At 69.6% G+C, this 24,091-nt stretch carries 19 protein-coding genes; 12 read left to right on the forward strand and 7 right to left on the reverse strand.

Annotated features, from left to right (window positions below):
* Window positions 1-24: 24 nt before the first annotated feature.
* Window positions 25-1,500 (reverse strand): cellulase family glycosylhydrolase, encoded by a 1,476-nt coding sequence (locus ACFY1L_RS03975; RefSeq protein ID WP_388817726.1) that lies wholly within the window; start codon window positions 1,498-1,500, stop codon window positions 25-27.
* A gap of 284 nt (window positions 1,501-1,784) precedes the next feature.
* Here ACFY1L_RS03975 and ACFY1L_RS03980 point away from each other — a divergent pair, with 284 nt between their 5' ends.
* The 3 genes from ACFY1L_RS03980 to ACFY1L_RS03990 all read left to right on the forward strand — a co-directional run bounded on the left by ACFY1L_RS03980 (window position 1,785) and on the right by ACFY1L_RS03990 (window position 7,935).
* Entirely contained in the window at window positions 1,785-4,700 is a 2,916-nt protein-coding gene (locus ACFY1L_RS03980; RefSeq protein ID WP_388817729.1) for a glycoside hydrolase family 48 protein, read from the forward strand.
* A gap of 168 nt (window positions 4,701-4,868) precedes the next feature.
* Window positions 4,869-7,535, forward strand: coding sequence for a cellulose binding domain-containing protein (locus ACFY1L_RS03985; RefSeq protein WP_388817732.1), 2,667 nt, complete (start codon window positions 4,869-4,871; stop codon window positions 7,533-7,535).
* Window positions 7,536-7,638: 103 nt separating this feature from the next.
* On the forward strand, window positions 7,639-7,935 hold the full coding sequence (locus ACFY1L_RS03990; protein WP_388817735.1) for a hypothetical protein: 297 nt from the start codon (window positions 7,639-7,641) through the stop codon (window positions 7,933-7,935).
* A gap of 50 nt (window positions 7,936-7,985) precedes the next feature.
* Here ACFY1L_RS03990 and ACFY1L_RS03995 read toward each other — a convergent pair whose 3' ends face one another.
* Entirely contained in the window at window positions 7,986-9,857 is a 1,872-nt protein-coding gene (locus ACFY1L_RS03995) for a rhamnogalacturonan lyase (RefSeq protein WP_388817738.1), read from the reverse strand.
* A gap of 75 nt (window positions 9,858-9,932) precedes the next feature.
* Entirely contained in the window at window positions 9,933-10,868 is a 936-nt protein-coding gene (locus ACFY1L_RS04000) for a helix-turn-helix transcriptional regulator (RefSeq protein ID WP_388817741.1), read from the reverse strand.
* Window positions 10,869-10,931: 63 nt separating this feature from the next.
* On the opposite strand from ACFY1L_RS04000, the gene ACFY1L_RS04005 reads away from it, so the two are divergent.
* Together ACFY1L_RS04005 and ACFY1L_RS04010 are read left to right on the forward strand one after the other, a co-directional pair.
* Window positions 10,932-11,411 (forward strand): hypothetical protein, encoded by a 480-nt coding sequence (locus ACFY1L_RS04005; protein WP_388817744.1) that lies wholly within the window; start codon window positions 10,932-10,934, stop codon window positions 11,409-11,411.
* Window positions 11,408-11,875 carry a hypothetical protein gene (locus ACFY1L_RS04010; protein ID WP_388817748.1) on the forward strand — a complete coding sequence of 156 codons (468 nt, stop codon included), beginning with the start codon at window positions 11,408-11,410 and terminating at the stop codon, window positions 11,873-11,875. Before ACFY1L_RS04005 ends, ACFY1L_RS04010 begins: the two co-directional genes overlap by 4 nt.
* On the opposite strand, the gene ACFY1L_RS04015 is transcribed toward ACFY1L_RS04010, so the two are convergent.
* From ACFY1L_RS04015 to ACFY1L_RS04025, 3 genes are all read right to left on the reverse strand, one after another.
* The gene (locus tag ACFY1L_RS04015) at window positions 11,872-12,621 is read right to left on the reverse strand and encodes a class I SAM-dependent methyltransferase (protein WP_388817751.1); all 750 of its coding nucleotides are present in this window, start codon (window positions 12,619-12,621) and stop codon (window positions 11,872-11,874) included. The genes ACFY1L_RS04010 and ACFY1L_RS04015 overlap by 4 nt on opposite strands.
* 5 nt (window positions 12,622-12,626) lie before the next feature.
* Window positions 12,627-12,932: a 4a-hydroxytetrahydrobiopterin dehydratase gene (locus tag ACFY1L_RS04020; protein ID WP_388817754.1), complete on the reverse strand. Its 306-nt coding sequence runs from the start codon at window positions 12,930-12,932 to the stop codon at window positions 12,627-12,629.
* Between the two features lie 86 nt (window positions 12,933-13,018).
* Window positions 13,019-14,092 (reverse strand): ADP-ribosylglycohydrolase family protein, encoded by a 1,074-nt coding sequence (locus ACFY1L_RS04025; RefSeq protein WP_388817756.1) that lies wholly within the window; start codon window positions 14,090-14,092, stop codon window positions 13,019-13,021.
* Between the two features lie 30 nt (window positions 14,093-14,122).
* Between ACFY1L_RS04025 and ACFY1L_RS04030 the strand changes: the two genes are divergently transcribed.
* Complete coding sequence (locus ACFY1L_RS04030) at window positions 14,123-14,953, forward strand: helix-turn-helix domain-containing protein (protein ID WP_388817759.1); 831 nt, start codon at window positions 14,123-14,125, stop codon at window positions 14,951-14,953.
* Here ACFY1L_RS04030 and ACFY1L_RS04035 read toward each other — a convergent pair.
* A complete protein-coding gene (locus ACFY1L_RS04035; RefSeq protein WP_388817762.1) occupies window positions 14,935-15,360 on the reverse strand; it encodes a hypothetical protein in 426 nt (141 codons plus the stop codon). The genes ACFY1L_RS04030 and ACFY1L_RS04035 overlap by 19 nt on opposite strands.
* A gap of 282 nt (window positions 15,361-15,642) precedes the next feature.
* Between ACFY1L_RS04035 and ACFY1L_RS04040 the strand changes: the two genes are divergently transcribed.
* From ACFY1L_RS04040 to narI, 6 genes are all read left to right on the forward strand, one after another.
* Window positions 15,643-16,506: a helix-turn-helix domain-containing protein gene (locus tag ACFY1L_RS04040; protein ID WP_388817765.1), complete on the forward strand. Its 864-nt coding sequence runs from the start codon at window positions 15,643-15,645 to the stop codon at window positions 16,504-16,506.
* A gap of 69 nt (window positions 16,507-16,575) precedes the next feature.
* The gene (locus ACFY1L_RS04045; RefSeq protein ID WP_388817768.1) at window positions 16,576-17,391 is read left to right on the forward strand and encodes an SAM-dependent methyltransferase; all 816 of its coding nucleotides are present in this window, start codon (window positions 16,576-16,578) and stop codon (window positions 17,389-17,391) included.
* A 148-nt stretch (window positions 17,392-17,539) separates the two neighbouring features.
* Window positions 17,540-21,223, forward strand: coding sequence for a nitrate reductase subunit alpha (locus tag ACFY1L_RS04050; RefSeq protein WP_388817771.1), 3,684 nt, complete (start codon window positions 17,540-17,542; stop codon window positions 21,221-21,223).
* Window positions 21,223-22,818: a nitrate reductase subunit beta gene (gene narH, locus ACFY1L_RS04055; RefSeq protein WP_388817774.1), complete on the forward strand. Its 1,596-nt coding sequence runs from the start codon at window positions 21,223-21,225 to the stop codon at window positions 22,816-22,818. Before ACFY1L_RS04050 ends, narH begins: the two co-directional genes overlap by 1 nt.
* Window positions 22,818-23,312: a nitrate reductase molybdenum cofactor assembly chaperone gene (gene narJ / locus ACFY1L_RS04060; RefSeq protein WP_388817777.1), complete on the forward strand. Its 495-nt coding sequence runs from the start codon at window positions 22,818-22,820 to the stop codon at window positions 23,310-23,312. Before narH ends, narJ begins: the two co-directional genes overlap by 1 nt.
* On the forward strand, window positions 23,309-24,031 hold the full coding sequence (gene narI / locus ACFY1L_RS04065; RefSeq protein WP_388817780.1) for a respiratory nitrate reductase subunit gamma: 723 nt from the start codon (window positions 23,309-23,311) through the stop codon (window positions 24,029-24,031). Before narJ ends, narI begins: the two co-directional genes overlap by 4 nt.
* Window positions 24,032-24,091: the final 60 nt, after the last annotated feature.

Consider the following 24,091-nt stretch of genomic DNA (forward strand, 5'->3'; position numbering starts at 1 on the left):
GGGTTTCCTTCTCCGATACGGTGGTCAGGGGTTGATGGCGCGCAGATGGTCACGCAGCCCGATGCCGTACGACGTGGGGGTCCCGTCGTAGTTGGAGATCAGGGACGGTCCGGAGGAGCAGTCCCAGGTGTTCCAGGTCCAGCCGAGGTAGGAGAGCCCCCGGTCGTCGAACCACTTCATGACCTGGTCGACGAACCCGTGCGAGCAGGTGTTCTCGCCGATCTCCCCGGCCACCAGCGGCACTTGGGCCGCGACCGGGGCGAGCGTCGAGTTCCAGCAGCTCTCGTTCGCGCAGGTGTTGAAGTTGTAGACGTGGTACGCGGCGACGAGATTGCCCGTGGGATCGCTGGGCCTGTACGTCAGCCACTGGCTCAGGTCGTTCGAGTACGCCAGTCCGCCGGCCATGACGACGTTCTTGGCGCCGGTGCCGCGCACCGCGTCGACCAGGTCCTGCACACCGGCGACCTCGTACCCGATGCCGGGGCAGGTGCCGCCGTCCCGCCAGCACTGCCACGCCTGGGTGGTCGTGGAAGTCGCGCGGTCCGGGTAGGGCTCGTTGAACAGGTCGAAGGCGACGGCCTGGTCGCCCTTGAAGGTGTTGGCCACCGACGACCAGAACGACGGCGTGTACTGCATGTCCGGCATCGGCTTCTGGCAGCCGGCGTGCACGTCGGAGCAGCCGGAGGAGTTGCCGGTGTACTGGCCGTAGGTCCAGTGGAGTTCGACGACCGGCGTCATGCCGTGCGCCTCGACGCGGGCCACCAGGTCCTTGACGGCGTTGATGTAGTTGGCGCCGCCGTACGCGGACTGGATGTTGGAAAGTCCCAGCCAGCACTCCTCGTTGAGCGGAATGCGGACCGTGTTCGCCTTCCAGTCGGCGATCGCCTTGATCGCCGCATCGTCGACCGGGCCGTCGAAGACGCCGCGGCCCTGCACGCACATGAACTCGCCGCCGGACCGGTTCACACCGAGCAGCCGGCGCGTCGCGCCCGATGCGTCCACGAGCTTGTTCCCGGAGACGTGCAGCGCGGGCGCCGTACCTGTCGCGGGCGGATCGGTCGGAGTCGGCGACGGCTCCGAATCGACGTTGCACGTCGTCCCGTTGAGCTTGAACGACGCCGGTACGGCATTGGTCCCCGACCCCGACCAGGAGGCGATGAACCCGGCGCTGACGCTCGCGCCCGTGGCCAGCGAGCCGTTGTAGCTCTCGTTGGCCGCGGTCACCGTCGTACCGGACTGGGACCACTTGGCGTTCCAGCCCTGAGTGACCTTCTGGCCGTCTCCGAAGTCGAAGGCGAGGCTCCAACTGCTCACGGCCGCAGAGTTGTTGGTGATCTTCACGGCACCCTGGAAGCCGGTGTCCCACTGGCTGGTGACGGAGTACTCCACCGAGCAGGCGGGCGTGGCGCCGTGCGCCGTGACGACCGGTGCGACCACCGTGCCCACCAGGGCCACGGCAGCGGTAACGGCTAAAAGACCTGAACGCGGGGGGTGTCGCATGAGCGACTCCTTGCAGATCGGGCGCGTCGTGACGGACGCGTCGACTGATGGAATCGCTCCCACTGGTGTCGATGAAGCTAGCGCCAAGTGACGGCAAAGGACAGGGGAGTCACAGAGTTTCCTGACTTTCCCTCAGCTGAAACCCGTCGAATCTTTTCGACTCTTCAAGCACCTTGACCGCCCCCACCCCCGTCCCCACTATGGGAGCGCTCCCACTGGTTCAAGGCTTGTTGCTCCTCCCCTCCCCCCACTTCTTGTCCCGAGCCGCAAGGAGGAACCAGCACATGCATCCCAGAAGGAGACGCCGCGCCGCGCGGCGGTTGTGGACTGCCGTCGTGGCTGCTCTCGCTCTTCCGCTCACCATGCTCGGCACCGGCACAACTCCCGCCCAGGCGGCGGCAGTTCAGTGCAGCGTCGACTACAGGACGAACGACTGGGGCTCCGGCTTCACCGCGGACCTGACCATCACCAACCGCGGCACGGACGCCATCGACGGCTGGACGCTGACGTACGGCTACTCGGGCAACCAGAAGCTGTCCAACGGCTGGAACGGCACCTGGTCCCAGTCCGGCACGGCGATCACCGTGAAGGACGCCGGGTACAACGGGAAGATCGCCGCGGGCGCGGCCGTCTCGACCGGCGCGCAGTTCACCTACAGCGGCACCAACACCGCCCCCACGAGCTTCGCCATCAACGGCACCACCTGCGCGGGGGCCCATCAGCCGCCGGTCACCGTGCTGACCAGCCCCACGGCCGGCGCGGTCTACACGCAGGGCGACGCCGTCCCGCTCGCGGCCACCGCCGCCGCGGCCGACAACGCGACGATCAGCAAGGTCGAGTTCTACGACGACACGACCCTGCTGGGCACGGACACCAGCGCGCCGTTCACGTATTCGGCCTCTGGGTTGACCGTGGGCAGTCATTCACTGCTGGCGAAGGCGTACGACAGCCTGGGCGCGTCCGCGGAGTCCACGCCGGTCGGCATCACGGTCGCCTCCGGCCCCGCGGTGGTCGCCTCCCCCGCCCAACTGGGCGTCCAGCAGGGCAAGACGGGCACGTACGACGTGAAGCTGTCCACGCAGCCTTCGGCGAACGTGACCGTGACGACGGCCCGCGCGAGCGGCAACAGCGGCCTGTCCGTCACCGGCGGCGGGACGCTCACCTTCACGCCCTCCAACTGGAGCACCGCGCAGAAGGTGACCATCACCGCCGACTCCTCCGGCACCGGTTCGGCGTCCTTCGAGTCGACCGCGACCGGGCACTCCAAGGCGACGGTCACGGTGACCCAGCTGGCGGCCTCGAAGGCGTACGACGCCCGTTTCCTGGACCTCTACGGGAAGATCACCAACCCGGCGAACGGCTACTTCTCGCCCGAGGGCATCCCCTACCACTCGGTCGAGACGCTGATCGTGGAGGCGCCGGACCAGGGCCACGAGACCACGTCGGAGGCCTACAGCTACCTGCTCTGGCTGCAGGCCATGTACGGCAAGGTCACCGGTGACTGGACCAAGTTCAACGGCGCCTGGGATCTCATGGAGAAGTACATGATCCCCACCCACGCCGACCAGCCCACCAACTCCTTCTACAACGCCTCGAAGCCGGCGACGTACGCGCCCGAGCTGGATACGCCGAACGAGTACCCGGCGAAGCTCGACACGTCGGTCCCGGTCGGGTCCGACCCGATCGCGGGCGAGCTGAAGAGCGCATACGGCACGGACGACGTGTACGGCATGCACTGGCTGCAGGACGTCGACAACGTCTACGGCTACGGCAACGAGCCCGGCAAGTGCGAGGCCGGACCGACGGCCACCGGACCGTCGTACATCAACACCTTCCAGCGCGGCGCGCAGGAGTCGGTGTGGGAGACGGTGCCGCAGCCGACCTGCGACGCCTTCAAGTACGGCGGAACGAACGGGTACCTGGACCTGTTCACCGGCGACTCGTCCTACGCCAAGCAGTGGAAGTACACGGACGCCCCGGACGCCGACGCGCGTGCGGTGCAGGCCGCGTACTGGGCCGATGTCTGGGCCAAGGGACAGGGCAAGGGCAGCGATGTGTCGGCCACCGTCGGCAAGGCGGCGAAGATGGGCGACTATCTGCGCTACGCCATGTACGACAAGTACTTCAAGAAGATCGGCAACTGCGTCGGGCCGTCCACCTGCGCGGCCGGCACCGGCAAGGACGCCTCGTCCTATCTGCTGTCCTGGTACTACGCATGGGGCGGCGCGACCGACACCAGCGCGGGCTGGGCCTGGCGCATCGGCTCGAGCCACGTCCACGGCGGCTACCAGAACCCGCTGGCCGCGTACGCGCTCAGCTCGTACGCCGATCTGAAGCCCAAGTCCTCGACGGGGGCCGCCGATTGGGGCACCTCGCTCACCCGGCAGCTGGAGTTCTACCGCTGGCTGCAGTCCGACGAGGGCGCCATCGCGGGTGGTGCGACGAACAGTTGGGCGGGCCGTTACGCGACGCCGCCGTCAGGTACGTCGACCTTCTACGGCATGTACTACGACCAGCAGCCGGTCTATCACGACCCGCCGTCCAACCAGTGGTTCGGCTTCCAGGCGTGGTCGATGGAGCGGGTCGCCGAGTACTACCAGCAGACGGGGAACGCGCAGGCCAAGGCGGTTCTCGACAAGTGGGTCGACTGGGCGCTGTCCAAGACCACGATCAACCCGGACGGCACCTATCTGATCCCGTCGACACTCCAGTGGTCGGGCCGGCCGGACACCTGGAACGCGTCAAGTCCCGGTTCCAACAGCGGACTTCACGTCACGGTCGCCGACTACACGAATGACGTCGGTGTGGCGGCCGCGTACGCCAAGACCCTGACGTACTACGCCGCCAAGTCCGGTGACACGGAGGCGAAGACGACGGCGAAGGCGCTGCTGGACGGCATGTGGAGCAACTACCAGGACAGCCTGGGCATCGCCGTGCCGGAGACCCGCGCCGACTACAACCGCTTCGACGACAGCGTGTACGTCCCGAGCGGCTGGAGCGGCAAGATGCCGAACGGCGACGTGATCAACTCCTCGTCGACGTTCGCCTCGCTCAGGTCCTTCTACAAGAACGACCCGGCCTGGTCGAAGATCGAGGCGTATCTGGCGGGCGGGGCCGCGCCCTCGTTCACGTACCACCGTTTCTGGGCCCAGGCGGACATCGCCCTGGCCATGGGCTCGTACGCGGAGCTACTCGAATAGTCCCGCTGACGCTCCGCGTGCACGGTCCTGACACCTGACGTCGGGGCCAACCGCCGGGCGGCCCCCACCCGCACTGGGGGCCGCCCGGCACTCACGCATCACGGAGAAAGCGCTTACCACCAGTACCACCCGCACACCTTTCGCACCCCCACCCCGAAAGGAACCGCCGTGCGAAGAACCCGCGTCCTCACGGCCGTGCTGGCCCTCGCGGCCGGCTTACTGGCGGGCTCCCCGCCCGCGCTCGCCGCCGACAGCACCCCGAGAGCGAAACTCGCCGCCGACACCTACACCTGGAAGAACGCCCGGATCGACGGCGGTGGCTTCGTCCCCGGGATCGTCTTCAACCGCAGCGAGAAGAACCTGGCCTACGCCCGCACCGACATCGGCGGCGCCTACCGCTGGCAGGAGGCGACGAAGACCTGGACGCCTCTGACGGACTCGATCGGCTGGGACGACTGGGGGCACACCGGCGTGGTGAGCCTCGCCTCCGACTCCGTCGACCCGAACAAGGTGTACGCGGCCGTAGGGACGTACACCAACAGCTGGGACCCGGGGAACGGAGCCGTGCTCAGGTCCTCCGACCGCGGCGGCAGCTGGCAGAAGACCGGCCTGCCCTTCAAGCTCGGCGGCAACATGCCCGGCCGCGGCATGGGCGAGCGGCTCGCGATCGACCCGAACAAGGACAGCGTGCTGTACCTGGGCGCACCCAGCGGCAAGGGCCTGTGGCGGTCGACGGACTCCGGCGTGACCTGGTCGCAGGTGACGAACTTCCCCAACGTCGGTAACTACGTACAGGATTCGAGCGACACGAGCGGGTACGCGAGCGACAACCAGGGCATCGTCTGGGTCACCTTCGACGAGTCCACCGGCAGCTCGGGAAGCGCCACCAGGACCATCTATGTCGGGGTCGCCGACAAGGACAACGCCGTGTATCGGTCTACGGACGCCGGCACGACCTGGACGCGACTGGCCGGGCAGCCGACCGGCTACCTGGCCCACAAGGGCGTCCTCGACGCCAAGAACGGCTACCTCTACCTCGCCTACAGCGACAAGGGCGGCCCGTACGACGGCGGCAAGGGTCAACTGTGGCGCTATGCGACGGCGACCGGCACCTGGACGAACATCAGCCCGGTGGCGGAGGCCGACACGTACTACGGCTTCAGCGGCCTGACGGTCGACCGTCAGCACCCGGGCACGGTCATGGCGACGGCCTACAGCTCCTGGTGGCCGGACACCCAGATCTTCCGTTCCACGGACAGCGGCGGCACCTGGACGAAGGCGTGGGACTACACGTCGTACCCCAACCGCTCGAACCGCTACACGATGGACGTCTCGTCCTCCCCCTGGCTGACCTTCGGCGCGAACCCGTCCCCGCCCGAACAGACCCCGAAACTGGGCTGGATGACGGAGGCGCTGGAGATCGACCCGTTCAACTCCGACCGGATGATGTACGGGACGGGCGCCACGATCTACGGCAGCGAGAATCTGACGCAGTGGGACAGCGGGGGCCGGTTCACCGTCAGGCCCATGGTGCAGGGTCTGGAGGAGACGGCGGTGAACGACCTCGCCGCTCCCCCGTCGGGCGGCGCCCAGCTGTTCAGCGCCCTCGGTGACATCGGCGGCTTCCGGCACACCGATCCGACCAAGGTCCCGTCGATGATGTTCACTTCGCCGACCTTCACGACGACGACCAGCCTGGACTTCGCGGAGACGAACCCGAACACGGTCGTCCGCGTCGGCAACCTCGACTCCGGGCCGCACATCGCGTTCTCGACGGACAACGGCGCCAACTGGTTTGCGGGGACGGACCCTTCGGGCGTGAGCGGTGGCGGGACGGCGGCCGCGGCCTCCGACGGCAGCCGGTTCGTGTGGAGCCCGGCGGGAGCGGGCGTGCAGTACACGACCGGCTTCGGCTCGTCCTGGTCGGCGTCGAGCGGGATACCCTCCGGCGCGATCGTCGAGTCGGACCGGGTCGACGCGAAGACCTTCTACGGCTTCAAGTCCGGGAAGTTCTACGTCAGTTCGGACGGCGGCGCGACCTTCACGGCCTCGCCGGCGAGCGGCCTCCCGAGCGGCGACAGCGTGCGCTTCAAGGCGCTGCCCGGCACGAAGGGCGATGTCTGGCTCGCGGGCGGCGCTTCGAACGGGGCGTACGGTCTGTGGCACTCCACGGACGGCGGGGCGAGCTTCACCAAGCTGTCGAACGTCGAGCAGGCCGACACGGTCGGCTTCGGCAAGGCGGCGACGGGAGCCTCGTACCAGACGCTGTACACCAGCGCGAAGATCGGCGGCGTACGCGGCATCTTCCGCTCGACCGACAAGGGCGCGAGCTGGACCCGTATCAACGACGATGCCCACCAGTGGGGTTGGACGGGTGCGGCGATCACCGGTGACCCACGGGTCTACGGGCGGGTGTACGTCTCGACGAACGGGCGCGGCGTCATCTATGGCGACACGTCGGACACCGGTGGCGGTGACGGCGGCGGGGGCACGGACCCGACACCGACGCCCACCGGCGCCTGCACGGTGACGTACAAGATCACCAATCAGTGGTCGGGCGGCTTCCAGGCCGACGTGCAGCTGAGCAACACCGGCTCAACTGCCTGGAGCGGCTGGTCACTTGGGTGGTCCTTCGCGGACGGTCAGCAGATCTCGCAGCTGTGGAACGCCGACCACACCCAGTCGGGTGCGGCGGTGACCGCGAAGAACCTGAACTGGAACGGCAATGTGGCGGCGGGCGCGTCCGTGGGCTTCGGGTTCACGGGGAGCTGGGCGGGGTCGAACACGAAACCGACGTCGTTCAAGCTGGGCGATCAGAGCTGCACGGTCGCCTGACCCGAGCAGGCGGTCACGGTGAGTGTTGTTCGAGTTGCGGAGCGCAGCGGATCACGTGAGCCTGATCAAGGAAGTATTCCCATACCTGTCGAAAGGGACAGATATGTCGCAGCGCACACGCAAGACGACTCGCGCCCGCATGGCGGCGGTCCTCGCCGCGCCCGTACTCACCGTGACCCTGCTGGCGCCGTGCGCCTCTGCGGCCGACACCCCCGCCAAGTGCGAGGGGACAACCCATGTGTCCCTCCTGGGCCACGAGGCATGTCTCACGCCCTCGGACGACGAGACCTCCTCCAAGGGGGACAAGGGCGACAAGGGCGACGACGATCCCCTGGGCAGCCTCCTGGGCCTCGTCACCGGGCTCCTGGGCGGTCTGCTGGGCGGCCTCGGCGGCGGCTGAACCGACGCGATGAGGCGGTCGCCCGCAACCGGCGGGCGACCGCCTCCGTGTCACGGGGTGTAGACCGTCGGCCTCGGTGCCGTCGCCATGCCGCTGCCGATGAAGAAGCTCGGGTGCGGCGGCTGGTTGTAGGCGGTGTTCTGCCAGGCGATGCCCGTGCGGTACATCGTGTCGTGCAGCAGGGTCGTGATCCTCGTGCTTGTCTCATACGGCGTGGAGTAGATCCGCAGGGCCGTGTTGTCGCTGGTCGGCCAGACGACCTCCTCGCGCCAGTCGCCGAGGATGTCGCCGGACAGCGACGGCGTCGCCTTGGTGCTGTTGTTGGAGTGGACACCGGAGCCCGTCAGCAGACGGGTGTCTCCTGACGTGCCGTACTTGTCGATGTGGGTGCCGTCCAGCAGTTCACGTGTGGTGTCCCCGTCCCACCAGGACAGGAAGTTCACGGAGGACGGTTCGCGGCCCTTGGTGGCGCCGGCCTCGTCGCGGATGGACGAGTCCGACGCCGACCAGACCTCCGCTCCGTCGTTGCCGGCGTAGATGTCACCGGCCACGCCCCGGCCGTTGTCGCAGCAGGGGTCGAGCTTCCAATCGACCGTCCCGTTGGCCGGGTTGATGTACAGCTCGGCGGGCTGGGAGCTGGATTCGGAGACCTTGAAGTACTCCAGGCCCGTGTGCGAGGGGTCGAGGTCACCGAGGTGCTGGGCGTCGCCGTGCCCGGTCTTGGTGGTCCACAGGCCGTTGCCGTTGTCGTCGACGGCCATCGCGCCGTAGACGATCTCGTCCTTGCCGTCGTTGTCGACGTCCCCGACCGACAGGCTGTGCGAGCCCTGACCGTCGTACCCCTTGCCGGTGTTGGTCGACGAGTTGGTGTCGAAGGTCCAGCGGCGGGTGAAGGAGCCGTTCCGCCAGTCCCAGGCGGCGAGGACCGTACGCGTGTAGTAGCCGCGCGCCATGATCAGCGACGGTCGTGAACCGTCCAGGTACGCCGTCCCCGCGAGGAACCGGTCCACTCGGTTGCCGTACGAGTCGCCCCACGACGACACCGTGCCGCGGGCCGGGACGTAGTCGACGCTCTGCATCGCCTTGCCGGTCTGCCCGTTGAACATGGTCAGGTACTCGGGTCCGGAGAGCACGTACCCGCTGGAGTTCCGGTAATCGGCAGAGGAGCTGCCGATGACGGTCCCCGTCCCGTCGACCGTGCCGTCGGCCGTCTTCATGGCGATCTCGGCCTTGCCGTCGCCGTCGTAGTCGTACACCTGGAACTGCGTGTAGTGCGCGCCGGAGCGGATGTTGCGGCCCAGGTCGATGCGCCACAGGCGGGTGCCGTCGAGCTTGATGCCGTCGACGATCGTGTTGCCGGTGTAGCCGGACTGGGAGTTGTCCTTGGCGTTGGTCGGCTGCCACTTCAGGACGAAGTCCAACTGACCGTCGCCGTCGAGGTCTCCGACGGAGGCGTCGTTCGCCTCGTAGGTGTAGGCGACCCCGTCGGGCGTGGTGCCGCCCGCGGGCGGGCTGATCGGCACATCCTTGTAGCCGGTGCGGAACTGGACCGCATGGACGGAGTCGCCCTGCTCGACGCCGCCCACGATCGCCCGGACGGTGTAGTCGGCCTGGGCGGGCGCGCCGGAGTGGAAGAAGTTCGTGGAGCCGGTGATCGGGGCCGAGTTCACCTTCGTACCGGCCCGGTAGACGTTGAAGGTGACATCGTTCGGGTCGGTGCCGAGCCAGCGCCAGCTGACCAGGTTGCCGCTGTCGGTGTGCACGCTGACCACACCCCGGTCGAGCTTCTCGACCTGCCGTGCGGTGGCGGCCTGGGCTGTGCCGGCGTTGAGCGCGGTGAGCCCTGCGGCCACGAGGGCCGCGGCGCCGGTCACCGCCGAGAGGAGGACGCGGCGTCTGCGGTGCTTGTGCGGGTGCTGCACGGGACGAACCTCCAGAGAGGACGGACGGGTTCCGCACACTCGGTCGCCGCCGCTTGCCTCCGCGTTGCCCTGCCTTTACGCCAACTTGGCGTACCTTTCGGCCAGTTCGGCGACGGTCCGGGCGATGCGCTCGCGCAGCTCGGCCGGCTCCAGCACCTCGATGTCCGCGCCCAGCCGCAGAAACTCCCCGTGGGCGTGCTCGACGGACTCGATGGGGACGGTGGCGATGGTCCAACCATCCTTGTCCGTACGGCAGTTGACCGCCCTCTGCAGCTGTGTGCCCGGTGCCAGGCGGACCAGCGCCTCGCCGCGGTACAGCCGGTTGTGGAAGTCGCGCTGGTACGCCGTCCAGTACGCGGCCAGGTCGAAGTCGTCGGGGCGGGTGAACTCCTCGTCGGAGGTGGCGAGTTCGAGGATCTGGTCGACGCGGAAGGTGCGCGGGCCGGGGCCCGCGACGACGTACCAGCGCCCCGCCTTCAGCACCAGTCCGTACGGCTCCAGGCGGCGTTCCACGTCGGTGGGTTCGGCCCAGCGGCGGTACAGGACGTTGAGCACCCGGCAGTTCCACACCGCGTCGGCCACCGCCGGCAGATACGGCGTCTCCTCCGCGTCCGCGTACCAGCCGGGTGCGTCGAGGTGGAAGCGGCCGGCGATCCGGTCGGCGCCCGCGCGCAGCTCCGGCGGCAGCGCGGCACGGACCTTGAGCTGGGCGGCGGCCAGGACGGAGCCGAGACCGAGCTCGGCGGCCGGGCCGGGAGCGCCCGCGAGGAAGAGGGCCTCGGCCTCGCCGGCGGTGAGGCCGGTCAGACGGGTGCGGTAGCCGTCGAGCAGGCGGTAGCCGCCGGCGTGGCCCGCGTCGCCGTAGAGCGGGACGCCCGCCGCGCTCAGCGCCTCGACATCCCGGTAGACCGTGCGTACCGAGACCTCCAGCTCCTCGGCGAGCTGGGCGGCGGTCATGCGGCCGCGGGTCTGGAGGAGGAGCAGGATCGAGACGAGGCGGCTGGACTTCACCTCCTCAGGTTCCCAGACTTCACTGACAGATGGTGTCAGTGAAGCGGACCTAGCGTCCTGTCCATGGCCTTCGAGGAAAAACTCCTGACCGTGCCGCCGCCGATCGAGGTGGCGGGGCGGCACATCAAGCGCTACCACGTCACCGCCGACCCGGCCGGTATCGCGCCGGACGTGGAGAAGGCGGCGTACGCGATCCTCCCGGAGCTGCTGCCGGAGGCGGACGGCACTCCGCCGGTGACCTTCGTCGTGGTGCACCGGGGCAACGACGACGGCGCCTACATCAACGCGTACAGCTGGGTGTGGGACAACGTCCTGCACTACGCGAACGCGGCGGCGGGCCAGCCGATGACCGGCTGCCCGGACCATGACCCGACCCACTTCATCAGGCCCGAACTGCCCTGGATCGGCTGCGTCTTCGAACTCCCGCCGATCCAGCACGAACGGGACGCCTGGGTACGGCACATGCTCGTGCCCGAAGTCCCCGACCTGGACGCCTACTTGGCCGACTCCCTGCCCGCAGGAACCACTGGAGACCGCTCATGAGCAGCCCGCACGACTTCGACTTCTTCCACGGCGAGTGGGCGGTCGTGAACCGCCGCCGCACCGACTTCCTCGACCCGGACAGCGACTGGGTCGAGTTCCCGGCCACGAACCGCTGCTGGCCGCTGTTCGACGGGGCCGCGAACGTCGACGAGATCGACATGCCGTACCTGGCGGCGAAGGGGGCGACGCTGCGGCTCTACGACCGGGAGACCGGACAGTGGTCGCTGAACTGGGCCGCCAGTCGCAGCGGCAAGCTGTTCCCGCCGGTCGTCGGCCGCTTCGACGGCGACCGCGGCGAGTTCTACGGCGACGACACGCACGACGGGAAGGACGTGCGCGTGCGGTTCGTGTGGGCGGACGTGTCGCCCGACTCCGCCCATTGGGAGCAGGCCTTCTCCCTCGACGGCGGGGAGACCTGGCTGGCCAACTGGACCATGGACTTCAGCCGCCCGAAGGCCGCCTAGTCGACCGGCGGCTTCCTGAACGCGCAGAGGGTGAACTCCGGGTCGGGGCGTGGGCGGTCCTGGTCGGGCAGGGCCGCCACCCGGGTGGCGAACCGCTCGGTGACCGGGTCGCCGGGCGGCAGCACCGTGAACCAGCCGCGGCGCAGGTCGGCCACGGTCCTGCGGGGGCTGCGGCCCTGACCGCGGCCCGGGAAGGAGGCCTGCCCGGCCGGGAAGAGGCGGTGTGCGGCGGCGTACGACTCCACGAGTCGCCCGGCGTCCCGGGCCGGGCGGCGCGGCCGTGCGGCGAGGACTGCGTCGATGTCGCTGCCGACGTCGTGCGCGGCGGCCTTGTCGACCGTGGTGACATACACGCCGCCGGGCCGCAGCACCCGGGCGCACTCGGCGACGACCGCCCGGACGTCCTCGGGTTCGTCGAGGAGGTGCAGCAGCCAGACGCTGGTGACGGCGTCGAACGTCCCGTCGCGGAACGGCAGTCGGCGGCTGTCGGCCAGCAGCACCGAGCCGGGCAGCCGGGCGGCGGCCATCCGGGCCATGCCGTACGTCAGGTCGGCGCCCGTCACCCGGGTCGCGGGCCGCGCGGACGCGAGCCGTCTGGTGACGATGCCGGTGCCGCAGGCGACGTCCAGGAGCCGCTCGGCGCCGGCGGGGATCAGGCCCAGTACGGCGTCCGCGGCGGCCTCGGCCCGGGGCTCGCCGCCGCGTGTGGCGTCGTACGCTGCGGCTTCCTTGTCGTAGTCGAGCACACGGGTCAGTGTGCCCCGTGTCCCGGTGCCAGATCCTCGACCCTGCGTGCGAGCCCGAAGTCCAGCTCGGTGACGGCCCCGCCCACGCTGTGCGTGTTCACGGACACGGACACGGTGTTGTAGCCGAGGGTGAGGTCGGAGTGGTGGTCGAGCTCGTCCTGGACCTGGGCGATGTGGATGACCATCGCGGTGGCCGCGAAGTGCGAGCCGAGCCGGTAGGAGCGGGTGAGCCGGTCGTCCTCGACCGACCAGCCCGGCAGCTCGGCCAGCCGGTCCTCGATCTCCTTCTGCGACAGCGGTTCCACGGGCATGGCTCGCTCCTTCCGAGGGGCCGGGTTCCTTTTCAGCGTGCCACAGCTGTGCCGCCGAGGCCCTGGTCAGAATGGGTCCCGGGAGGTCAGCCGCGGGCCTTTTCGGCCGCCAGGTCGTCCGCCAGCGCGGCGATCCGGGACCGGCCCTCGACCTGCTGGACCCAGGCGTGCGGCAGGCCGACGTCGCCGTGCAGCGTGCCGAGCAGGTTGCCGCAGATGGAGCCGGTGGAGTCGCTGTCGCCGGAGTGGTTGACGGACAGGAGCAGGGCGTCCCGCCCGCGCGACTCGGCCAGCGCGCAGTAGACGCCGATGGCGAGGGCCTCCTCGGCGACCCATCCGGCCCCGAGGGATTCGACCTTCTCCGCGGTCGGCGATCCCTCTGCGGCCAGGTCGAGGGCCTCTTCGAGGGCGGCCGACGTCTCCTCGTGACCCGGGTGGCGGGCGAGCAGCCGCAGGGTGCGCAGGACCGCGCCTTCCAGGGACTCTCCGTCCACGACGTGGGACACGATCGCGGCCAGCGCGCCCGAGGCGTAGTAGCCGGTGGGGTGGCCGTGGGTGATCTGGGCGCCGCGGGCGGCCATCGCGAAGGCCGCGTCGGCGGGGTTGACCAGGCCGAAGGGGGCCGAGCGCATCACGGTGCCGCAACCCTTGGACTCGGGGTTGACCTGCCCCGGCTTGCCGTCCAGCTCGAGCCACGGGTCAGGGGCGTACATCTGGGCGATCCCGGAGAGGCAGGCGTTGCCCGGGGCGCGGCGGGCGTACAGCCAGGCCTCGCCGATCAGACCGCCCGTCGCAGCGCCGCCCTGCTCCGGACCCGGCTTCGACTGGGTCTCCAGCCAGCGTTCGTAGGCATGGCGCAGCAGTAGCGCCCACGCGCCGCCGATCCCCTTCTCCCGTTCCCGGGCGTGCGCCTGGATCAGGGCCTCGACGGTGAACAGGGTCATCTGGGTGTCGTCGCTGATCAGGCCGGTGACCCCGTGCGCGCCAGGTACGAACCCGGTCACCCCGCGCTCGCCGTGGGCCGCGCGGATCCGGTCGAGGGTGGCGAACTCGACGGGGTAGCCGAGGGCGTCGCCGACCGCCCCTCCGAGGAGGCAGCCACGCACTCGGGCGCGGTACACCGCGGCGGTCTCCAGGATCGGCTGCGACGGCCAGGTCATCTGCTGCGCTCCTCGACTACGGTCGTACGTATGACCATTGTCCCGACCGGAACCGGCGCCTCGGCCACCGCCCCCGCCGACAAGGGCGTCGGGCCCCTGCTGCGGGCCTGGCGGGAGCGGCGGCGGGTGAGTCAGCTGGAGCTGGCGCTGCGGGCCGACTCCTCGGCACGGCACATCAGCTTCATCGAGACGGGACGTTCGCGGCCGAGCGAGGAGATGGTGCTCAGGCTCGCCGAGCACCTGGACGTCCCGGTGCGCGAGCGCAACGCCCTGCTGCTGGCGGCCGGTTACGCCCCGCACTACCCGGAGACCCCGCTGGACTCCCCCGCGCTGGACGCCCTCCGGCAGGGCATGGAGCGCCTCATCCAGTGCTACGAGCCCTATCCGGCGCTCGTGGTCGACTCGGTGTACAACGTCGTCGCGGCCAACCGCGGCGTCATGATGCTCATGGAGGGCGTCGCGGATTCCCTGCTCCAACCTCCGCTCAACGCCATGCGGTTGACGCTCCACCCGGACGGTCTCGCACCGCGTATCCGCAACCTGCGCGAGTGGCGCGGACACCTGCTCGCGCAGATGGAACGGGAGATCGCCCTGCACCGCTCGGCACCACTGCGCGAGCTGTACGAGGAGGTCGCGGCCTACCCGGTACCGGAGCCGGAGCACGGCCACGAACCGGACGAGCCCGTCCCGTACTTCGCCCTCCCGATGCAGATCGAGCACGACGGCCGGACCCTGTCCTTCATCTCCTCCATCTCCACCTTCAACACCCCCATGGACGTGACGGTCGCCGAGCTGGCCATCGAGACGCTGCTCCCGGCCGACCCGGCGACGGTCAAGTACCTTCAGTCGCTGGTGTCCTGACGCGCTTTCAACGCCATGTACTGCAGCGCCGCGAAGGCGGCGACGACCAGCGCCTGCAGCAGGGTCCACACCGCACCGGCTGCGGACGGCGACAGCCACACGGCCAGGGCGACGCAACTCAGCACCGTCCAGGTGACGTTGGTCTCGATCACCGCCCGTACCGGCAGCGCGGCGGGCCGGGCCCGGAAGGCGAGCAGGCCCACCGCCGCCCCGTACACCGCGAGGACCACGCCGAGCGCGAGCAGAAGGCCCGAGCCGACCCCGAGAAACCGGCCGAGCGGCTCGGAGGCGGCGAGATAGGCGAGCCCGTTGGCGCCCGTCACCACCGCGTCCAGGGCGAGGAAACGACGCAGCGCGGTGTGCGGGTCCGAGGTGCGGGCGAGTGCGGTGAACTGGGTCGCGGACATGGCGAATCACCCTCCGTCGAGGTCGCGTTGCAGCAGCGGGAACCCGGGTTCCGGACCGGAGTGCGCCGCCCCGGAACCCGGTGCCACCACCATCCCGCGCGCCGCCGCGGCGGTCGATTACCCGTGGGGTAATGGGGATCCGCGCCCCCGCCGACCGGCACACGTGGCAAGCGCCTCACCGCCGATCCCGTGAGACTGACGGCGGAACATGACACACTGCTTCGCGCATACTTCGGCGCGTGGGTGCATGATCCGCCGGACAGACCCCAGGGGAGGCGTGGCGTGAGTGAGCGTCGTCCCGCGCCCACCGTGGGTCAGGTCGTGCTGGGAAAGCGCCTGCAGGAACTGCGGGAGGCGGCCGGGCTCAAACGCGAGGAGGCCGCACGCGTCCTGCGGGTGGCCCCCGCGACCGTACGGCGGATGGAAATGGCCGAGGTCGCGCTGAAGATCCCGTACGTCCAGGTGCTGCTGACCACGTACGGCGTCGCGGACGACGAGGCGGCCGCCTTCGTCGCGCTGGCCGAGGAGGCGAACCAGCCGGGCTGGTGGCAGCGCTTCCACGATGTGCTGCCGGACTGGTTCAGCCTGTACGTGAGCCTCGAGGGCGCCGCCGTCATCGTCCGGTCCTACGAGCCGCACTTCGTCCCCGGGCTGCTGCAGACCGAGGCCTACGCCCGCGCGGTCATGGAAGCAGGAACGATCGGCCAGACCGGGCCGGAGGCCATCGAGCGGCATGTGTCCCTGCGCATGGCCCGGCAGCGACTGCTGGAGCGCCCTGACCCGCCCCACCTGTGGGTGATCATGGACGAGACGGTGCTGAAGCGGCCGGTCAGCATCCGCGGCGAGGTGATGCGCGAACAGCTGGACAAGCTGCTGGAGTTCGCGGAGCGGGACGGGGTCACGATCCAGGTCGCCGAGTTCAAGGACGGCCCGCACCCGGGGACATACGCGCCCTTCACGCTGTTCCGTTTCGGCGAGCCCGAGCTGCCGGACATGGTCTTCACCGAGTACCTGACCGGCGCCCTGTATCTGGACTCGCGCAAGGAGGTCTCCGCGCACCTGGAGGTTCTCGACCACATGACGGCGCGGGCCGCCTCGGCCCAGCGCACGAAGAAGATCCTGCGGGAGTACCGCGAGGACTTCTAGAGCACTTTCGAACCACAGCACCTTCGAGTCACGCACCGCACCTTGACCGCTCCGAGGGGGAGACACCGCATGACCGGATCCGACGCCGCACCCGTGGAGATAGACACCAGTCGCCCGCACCCCGCCCGCGTCTACGACTGGTGGCTGGGCGGCAAGGACAACTACCCGGTGGACGAGGAGCTGGCCCGGAAGATCCTCTCCCTGGACAAGACGGCGGTGCGCGGGGCGCGGGCCAACCGGAGGTTCATGCACCGGGCCGTCCGCGCCGTCGCCGAGGCGGGGATCCGCCAGTTCCTGGACATCGGCACGGGCATCCCCACCGAGCCCAACCTCCACCAGGTGGCGCAGGGCGTGGCACCGGATTCCAGGGTCGTGTACGCGGACAACGACCCGATCGTGCTGCGGCACGCCCAGGCGCTGCTGCACGGCTCGGCCGAGGGCAGCACGGAGTACGTGCACGCGGACGTGCGGGACATCGACACCCTGCTGGAGCGGGCCGCCGAGTCGCTCGACTTCTCGCAGCCGATCGCGTTGTCACTGGTCGCGCTGACCCACTACCTGGGCGACGAGGCGGACGGCGACGACGTCCACGGCCTGCTGCAGAAGTACGTCGCGGCACTCGTCCCCGGCAGCTATCTGATCCTGTCGCAGGTCACCCCCGACCTGAACCCGGAGGCCATCGCGAAGGCGGCCGGCGCCTTCCGGGCCAGCGGCACGCCCTTCTACCCCCGCCCGATCACCGAGTTCCAGCGCTTCTTCGAGGGGCTGGAGCTGCTCGGCCCCGGGGTGATCCCGGTGACCGGATGGCGCCCGGAGGCCGAGGACGTGGCGGCCCAGGCGGAGGGGATCGTGCCCGTGTACGCGGGGGTCGCCGTCAAGCGCTGACGTCGAGTGGCATGTCGCATGGCACTGCTGAGTGGCATGTGACATAGCACTGCCCCGCCTCACCCCGGCACCCGTACGGCTGCCATGAACAGGTGCGTTCCCCTGCTCGCCCCTAGCGTCGAAGCACAGGCCCTAGGGAGCGACGCACGTGACCGACACGCGAATACCGCCCACCGAGCCGGGAGCAGCGCTGCTGCGCGCCGCGAGGTTCTTCCGCCCCGGCACCCCGGCGCCGGACCTGCACAGCATCGGGATGGTGGGCGGACGCGAGGCGGACGCCTTCTACCGGGACCGCTGGAGCCACGACAAGGTCGTGAACTCCACGCACGGCGTGAACTGCACCGGCTCCTGCCGCTGGAAGGTGTACGTCAAGGACGGCATCATCACGTGGGAGACCCAGCAGACGGACTACCCGTCGGTGGGCCCCGACCGCCCCGAGTACGAGCCCCGCGGCTGCCCCCGCGGCGCCGCGTTCTCCTGGTACACGTACTCCCCGACCCGCGTGCGCTACCCGTACATCAGGGGCGTACTGCTGGAGCTGTACCGGGAGGCCAGGCAACGTCTGTCGGACCCGGTCCTCGCCTGGGCCGACATCCAGAACGACCCCGAGCGCCGCCGCCGCTACCAGCAGGCCCGCGGCAAGGGCGGCCTGGTGCGGGCGAGTTGGGACGAGGCGGTCGAGATCGTCGCCGCCGCACACGTCCACACGATCAGGACGTACGGCCCCGACCGCATCGCCGGCTTCTCCCCCATCCCGGCGATGTCGATGGTGTCGCACGCTGCAGGGGCCCGTTTCCACTCGCTCATCGGCGCCCCGATGCTCTCGTTCTACGACTGGTACGCCGACCTCCCCGTCGCCTCCCCGCAGGTCTTCGGCGACCAGACCGACGTACCGGAGTCGGGCGACTGGTGGGACGCGGCGTATCTGATGATGTGGGGCTCGAACGTCCCGGTGACCCGCACGCCGGACGCCCACTGGATGGCGGAGGCCCGCTACCGCGGCCAGAAGGTCGTGGTGGTCGCGCCGGACTACGCGGACAACGCCAAGTTCGCCGACGAGTGGCTGCACCCGCACCCCGGCACGGACGGCGCGCTGGCCCTCGCGATGGGGCACGTCATCCTCAAGGAGTTCTTCGTCGACCGCGAGACGCCGTTCTTCGCGGACTACGTACGGAAGTTCACCGACCTGCCCTTCCTGGTCACGCTGACCGAGAAGGACGGCGCCCACGTCCCGTCGAAGTTCCTGCGCGCGACCGAGCTCGGGGACAGCGGCGAGGGCGCCGAGTGGAAGACGGTCGTCCTGGACGGGGCGAGCGGCCGCGCGGTCGTCCCCAATGGCTCCCTGGGCTTCCGCTGGACCGACTCCGGCAAGGGCCGCTGGAACCTCGAACTCGGGCCGATCCAACCGGAGTTGACCCTCTACGGCCATGAGGCCTCCGGGAACGTGGAGGTGCTGCTCCCCCGCTTCGACACCGAGGGCGGCACACACGGCCAGGGCCGCGGAGCCGTCGTAAGGCGCGGTGTTCCGGCGACCCGGCTGGGCGGCGAGGGCGGACCGCTGGTGACGACGGTCTACGATCTGTTGCTCGCGCAGTACGGCGTCCACCGCACCGGCCTCCCGGGCAGCTGGCCCGCCTCCTACGAGGACGCGGAGGCGCCCGGCACGCCCGCCTGGCAGGAGGTGCACACGTCGGTCCCGGCGGCCAAGTGCACAAAGATCGCCAGGGAGTTCGCGCGGACCGCCGAGCGGTCCAAGGGCCGCTGCATGATCCTGATGGGCGCGGGCACCAACCACTGGTTCCACTCCGAGACGATCTACCGCGCCTTCCTCGCCCTGCTCCAGCTGACCGGCTGCCAGGGCCGCAACGGTGGCGGCTGGGCGCACTACGTCGGCCAGGAGAAGTGCCGCCCGGTCACCGGGTGGGCGACGCTGGCCGCCGGGTCGGACTGGTCGCGGCCGCCGCGCCAGATGATCGGCACCGCGTACTGGTTCCTGAACACCGATCAGTGGCGCTATGACCGGTTCACTGCCGAGGTGCTGGCGTCGCCCCTCGGCGAGGGTCGGTTCAAGGGGATGACGGGCGCGGACTGCCTTGCGCTGTCGGCGCGTTCGGGCTGTATGCCGTCGTACCCGACCTTCGACCGCAATCCGCTGGAGCTCGGCGAGGTCTTCGGCGACCCGGTGGCGAACGCAGTGGCCGAACTGCGCGCCGGGACCCTGAAGTTCGCGTGCGAGGACCCCGACGCCCCGGAGAACTGGCCGCGCGTGCTGACGCTGTGGCGCGCCAACCTGCTCGGTTCGTCCGCGAAGGGCGCCGAGTACTTCACGAAGCATCTGCTGGGCACACACTCGTCGTTGACCGCGCAGGAGGCCGAGCCCGACGAGCGGCCGCGGGACGTGACCTGGCGGGAGGAGGCGCCCGAGGGCAAGCTCGACCTGCTGCTGTCACTGGACTTCCGGCAGACCTCGTCCACGCTGCTGTCGGACGTCGTACTGCCCGCCGCGACCTGGTACGAGAAGCACGACCTGTCGTCCACCGACATGCACCCCTACGTGCACTCCTTCACCCCGGCCGTGGACCCGCCGTGGCAGGCGCGCACCGACTTCGACACGTTCAAGGCGCTGGCGCAGAAGCTGAGTGAACTGGCCGTCGACCATCTGGGCGTGCGCAAGGACCTGGTGGCCTCACCGCTCCAGCACGACACCCCCGGTGAGCTCGCCCAGCCGGGCGGGGTCGTCCTGGACTGGAAGCGCGGCGAGTGTGAACCCGTACCCGGCAGGACGATGCCCAACCTTGCGGTCGTCGAGCGGGACTACACCGCAATCGGCGCCAAGTTCACGGCACTTGGGCCACTGGTCGAACAACTCGGCCTCCCCGCCAAGGGAATCGCCCTGAAGCCCGACGAGGAGGTCGGGCATCTGCGGGAGTTGAACGGCACCGGATACCAGGGCCGCCCCTCCCTCGATACGGCGGTGAAGGCCGCGAACACCATCCTCGCCCTGTCAGGCACGACCAACGGACGGCTCGCCACCCAGGGCTTCCACACGCTGGAGGAGCGCACCGGGCAGGAGATGGCCCACCTCGCCGCCGAGCACGAGGGCAAGCGGATCACGTACGCCGACACCCAGGCGGCCCCGGTTGCGGTGATCACCTCGCCGGAGTGGTCGGGCAGCGAGTCCGGCGGCCGCCGCTACACGGCGTTCACGCTCAACACCGAGCACCTCAAGCCCTGGCACACCCTCACCGGCCGACAGCACTTCTTCCTCGACCACGACTGGATCCACGAACTCGGCGAGGCGCTTCCCGTCTACCGGCCGCCGCTCGACATGAACAAGCTGTTCGGCGAACCGGCCCTCGGCCCGGACGGGCAACGGGAGGTGACGGTCCGTTACCTCACTCCGCACAACAAGTGGTCGATCCACTCCGAGTACCAGGACAACCTGTTCATGCTGGCCCTCTCCCGCGGCGGCCAGAGCATCTGGATGTCCCCGCAGGACGCCGAGGCGATCGGCGTCCTGGACAACGACTGGGTCGAGGCGGTCAACCGCAACGGCGTGGTCAGCGCCCGGGCGGTCGTCTCGCACCGGATGCCGGCCGGCACGGTCTACCTGCACCACGCGCAGGAGCGCACGGTGAACGTCCCCAGGACGGAGACCACCGGCAAACGCGGCGGCATCCACAACTCGCTCACCCGCCTGATCCTCAAACCGTCCCATCTCATCGGCGGCTACGCCCAGTTGAGCTGGGCCTTCAACTACCTGGGCCCGACGGGCAACCAGCGCGACGAGGTGACGGTGATCCGCCGCCGCGGCCAGGAGGTCGAGTACTGATGCGTCCCATGGCCCAGATCGCGATGGTCATGAACCTCGACAAGTGCATCGGCTGCCACACCTGCTCGGTCACCTGCAAGCAGGCGTGGACCAACCGGCAGGGTATGGAGTACGTCTGGTTCAACAACGTCGAGACCCGGCCCGGCCAGGGCTATCCGCGCCGCTACGAGGACCAGGAGAAGTGGCGCGGCGGCTGGGAGCTGAACCGGCGCGGCGCGCTGAAGCCGAAGGCCGGCGGCCGCCTCCACAAGCTCGCCGGGATCTTCTCCAACCCCAGACTCCCGGAGATCAAGGACTACTACGAGCCCTGGACCTACGACTACAGGAACCTCACCGACGCGCCGCTCGGCGACGACTACCCCGTCGCCCGGCCCGTCTCCCAGCTCGACGGCAAACCGATGAAGATCGAGTGGTCGTCGAACTGGGACGACAACCTCGCGGGCGCCCCCGCCTACGGCGACCTCGACCCGATGGTCGAGCGGACCCGTCAACAGGCCGCGGAGAAGGTGAAGTTCGAGTTCGAGCAGACCTTCATGTTCTATCTGCCGCGCATCTGCGAGCACTGCCTGAACCCCTCCTGCGTGGCGTCCTGTCCGTCCGGCGCGATGTACAAGCGGGCGGAGGACGGCATCGTCCTGGTCGACCAGGACCACTGCCGGGGCTGGCGGATGTGCGTGACGGGATGCCCGTACAAGAAGGTGTACTTCAACCACCGCACCGGCAAGGCCGAGAAGTGCACGCTGTGCTATCCGCGCGTCGAGGTCGGCCTGCCGACGGTCTGCTCGGAGACGTGTGTGGGCCGGCTGCGCTATCTCGGGGTCGTCCTCTACGACGCCGACAAGGTGACGGCGGCGGCCTCCGTGCGCGAGGAAAAGGACCTGTACGAGGCCCAGTTGGGCGTGTTTCTCGATCCGGACGACCCGGCGGTGCAGCGGGCCGCCGAGGAGGCGGGGATCCCGTACGACTGGACGGAGGCGGCCCGCCGCTCCCCGGTGCACGCGCTGATCAGCAAGTACAAGGTGGCGCTCCCGCTCCATCCCGAGTACCGCACCATGCCGATGGTCTGGTACATCCCGCCGCTGTCGCCGGTGGTGGACGCACTGACGGAGACCGGGCACGACGGCGAGGACGCGCAGAACCTGTTCGGCGCGATCGACACGTTGCGCATCCCGCTGGAGTACCTGGCGGAGGTCTTCACGGCCGGTGACGTGGGACCGGTGCGCGCCTCGTTGGAGAAGCTCGCCGCGATGCGCGCCCACATGCGGGCCATCAACCTCGGCGAGGAACCCGGCGAGGCGGTCGCCTCCGCCGTCGGTATGAAGCCCGCAGAGATCGAGGCGATGTACCGGCTGCTGGCGATCGCCAAGTACGAGGACCGGTACGTGATTCCGACGGCGGCCGTCGGCGATGCACGGCGGCTGGAGGAGTCGGCTCTCCCGGACGCCTGCAGCCTCGACTACGACGGCGGGCCGGGCATGGGCGGCGACGGACCGTTCGGCCAGGACTCGGGGCGCCGGCAGCTGCCGCTGGTGTCGGTGGAGAACTTCCACGCGCTGCGCAGACGCCAGACCACGGACGATGCGAAGGAGACCTGATGCCCTCGGACGCCGTGCTGTACCAGGGGGCCGCGCTCTGTCTGACGTACCCCGACGAGGACTTCCGCGCCCGGCTGCCGCTGTTGCGCGAAGCCGCCCCGCAACTACGGGAGTTCGTCGACCACGCGGCCGTGACCCCGCCCCAGGAGCTGGCCGCACACTACGTCCAGGTCTTCGACTTCAAGAACCGTCACAGCCTCTACCTGAGCTGGTGGCGCGACGGCGACACCCGGCGGCGCGGCATGTCGCTGGTGCGCTTCAAGGAGGTCTACCGCGCCGCCGGCCTGGAGTTCACCGGCGAGGAACTGCCCGACTTCCTGCCCGCGGTCCTGGAGTTCACGGCCCGCACCGGCAACACGGACCTCCTCACCGAACACCGCGACGGCCTGGAGCAACTCCGTTCCCGGCTCACCGACTTCGGCACGCCGTACGCATCCGTCCTGGACGCCGTGTGCGCCGCACTGCCGACCGCACACACCGGGATGCGCACATGACCACACTCCTCTGGAGCGTCCTGCCGTACGTCGCCTTCGCCCTGCTGGTCGCCGGCCTGATCTGGCGCTACCGCTACGACAAGTACGGCTGGACCACCCGGTCCTCGCAGGTCTACGAGTCGAAACTGCTCAACATCGCCTCCAACGCCTTCCACTACGGCATCCTGTTCGTCCTCGCCGGCCACCTCGTCGGCCTGTTCGTCCCGATGTCCTGGACCCACTCGATCGGCATCAGCGAGCACACGTACCACCTGTTCTCGCTCTACGGCGGCACGGCGGCCGGCGTCCTCACGGTCGCCGGCATCCTGCTCCTGATCTACCGGCGCCGCACCAGGGCGCCCGTCTTCCGCGCGACGACGGCCAACGACAAGCTCATGTACGTCGTGCTGCTCGCCGCGATCGTGCTGGGCATGGTCGCCAAGCTCACCCACGCCTCCGGCGACGGCTACAACTACCGCGACACCATTGCCCCTTGGGCCCGCAGCCTGTTCACACTCCAGCCGAAGACGGAACTGATGGACGGCGCACCGGTCCTCTACCACGTCCACTCCCTGATCGGCATGCTCCTCATCGCCCTGGTCCCGTACACCCGCCTGGTCCACATGTTCAGCGCACCGGTGCAGTACCTGTTCCGCCCGTACGTGGTGTACCGCAGCCGCGACCCGAAGCAGCTGGGGGCGCGGCCGGAGCGGCCGGGCTGGGAGCGGCTGCGCGGCTGAGGCCTCGGATAGCATCGCGGCTGCGAACGATCGATGCTTCCGGTGAGCGCGGCGGGGGAA

Origin of the sequence: Streptomyces sp. NPDC001663 (assembly GCF_042893105.1) — a bacterium.
Lineage (GTDB): Bacteria > Actinomycetota > Actinomycetes > Streptomycetales > Streptomycetaceae > Streptomyces.